Annotated in this window: 1 protein-coding gene and 1 pseudogene; both read right to left on the bottom strand. The window is 33.8% G+C overall.

Going from position 1 to position 1,988, the window contains the following annotated elements:
* Positions 1-261: 261 nt before the first annotated feature.
* Positions 262-1,617 carry a dihydrolipoamide acetyltransferase family protein gene (locus WBN21_RS10990; RefSeq protein WP_424200221.1) on the bottom strand — a complete coding sequence of 452 codons (1,356 nt, stop codon included), beginning with the start codon at positions 1,615-1,617 and terminating at the stop codon, positions 262-264.
* 85 nt (positions 1,618-1,702) lie between these two features.
* A pseudogene (locus WBN21_RS10995) lies at positions 1,703-1,988 on the bottom strand (glycosyltransferase family 2 protein); the annotation flags it as partial.

Genomic DNA, 1,988 nt, shown 5'->3' on the forward strand with positions numbered 1-1,988 from the left:
CTTCGTAGAAATCTTTCTCTATTTTATTCTTAAATCTCTCTTTGTTTATTTTAACGCCATCTAGATTAAAATATAATGTGTCAGATTGAGAAAATGCATTTGAAGAAAATAATGTGACACATAAAAAAGTACTAACTAAAAAGTGAACATTTTTGAAATAGATTATTCTCATTAAAACCAGATTAGTTCAACAACTATTCCTACAAAAATAAAAAACCCAACCGTTTTAAGGTTAGGTTTAATAAAATTTATACTTAATTTTTAAATCTCCCTATTAATATCCCAAGCTTCAAGGTAATCCGTTACTGCTTTTACAAACTGCCCTCCGAGAGCACCATTAACCACGCGATGATCGTAAGAATGTGATAAAAACATTTTATATCGAATTCCAATAAAGTCGCCTGCTGGTGTTTCAATAACCGCTGGTACTTTTCTAATAGCACCAAGTGCCAAAATACCAACTTGCGGCTGATTGATTATAGGTGTTCCCATAATGCTTCCAAATGTTCCCACGTTAGTAACGGTGTAAGTTCCACCTTGTGTATCGTCAGGTTTAAGTTTCCCCATTCTCGCACGATTGGCTAAATCATTCACTTGTTTGGTCATTCCAACCAAATTAAGCTGATCGGCATTTTTAATTACAGGAACTATTAAATTTCCATCAGGTAAGGCTGCTGCCATTCCCAAATTGATGTTTTTCTTTTTAATTACGGTATCACCTTGCAACGAAATATTCATCATTGGATAATCGCGTAATGCTTTAGCAATAGCTTCCATGAAAATAGGTGTAAAGGTTAAATTTTCACCTTCACGCTTCATAAAAGCATCCTTAACTTTCTTTCTCCAGTTCCAAATATTGGTAACATCAGCTTCAATAAAGCTTTGAACATGCGCTGCCGTTTGCACCGAAGCGACCATATGCTGAGCAACAAGTTTGCCCATTCTGGTCATTTCTATTATCTCATCTTCACCACTTGAAACTAAAACTGGTTTTTCTACTTTAGGCGAATCAACCTTAGGTGTTTCAATTTTAGCAGTTTCATTTGGCTTAGCAGCTACTTTTGGCGTTTCTAGTTTTTCAGCAACAGCCTTATTACTTCCTCTGCCTTGTAAATAATCTAAAATATCATTTTTAGTAACGCGCCCGTCTTTTCCAGTTCCAGAAATTCCATCTAATTCTGATTGAGAAATTCCTTCTGCTTTAGCAATATTTTTTACTAACGGGGAATAAAAGCGATCGCCAGTTGAAGCAACGGAAGCAACAGCTTCCTTAGCCTTTACAACAGTTTCTTGAATGTGTTGTACGGCTTCATTTTCGACTTCTTCAACTTCATCTGTAGTTTCTTGGATGGTCTCTACTTTAGAATCATCATCGCCTTCCGTCTCAATAATGGCTAAAACTTGCCCCACTTGCACAACGTCGTCAACATTAAAAAAACGCTCAATTAACACACCATCAACCTCACTAGGCACCTCACTATCTACCTTATCTGTAGCAATTTCCAACACCGGATCATCCATATCAATAGTATCTCCAATATCCTTTACCCAAGATGTTATAGTTGCTTCTGCAACACTTTCTCCCATTTTTGGTAACCTAAGCTCAAACTTTGCCATATCAATAACGTAATGCTAGTTTTCTTTATTTATTTTGCAAAATTAATGAAAAAATTGCCATTTTACTTAATTATCTATAAAAACACTATTTAAAAGTTATAACCTCTCCTCTACTAATAGCATTATCACTACCAATTATAAATTTAGAGTTTTTAGGTAATATTTTGAATGTAACGGACTTATCTAAATCATTAGTCTCCATAAAATTAATAATGTTTTTAAAACTAAGCACATTAGAATCAAAAATAATTTCAGAAGCTTTCTCTATATTTTTTAAATCCGATTTTAATATCACTTCTTTTGTTAAAACTGCTTTCAAAGATTCGTTTAACTTATCAGAAATAAAAATGTATTTGCTGATTGTTTTAAGT

This window comes from Algibacter sp. (assembly GCF_049667265.1).
Lineage (GTDB): Bacteria > Bacteroidota > Bacteroidia > Flavobacteriales > Flavobacteriaceae > Algibacter_B.

What these genes read in the sequence shown, in the direction of transcription:
- WBN21_RS10990 (WP_424200221.1), bottom strand. Translation starts at nt 1,617, where the DNA reads ATGGCAAAGTTTGAGCTTAGGTTACCAAAAATGGGAGAAAGTGTTGCA.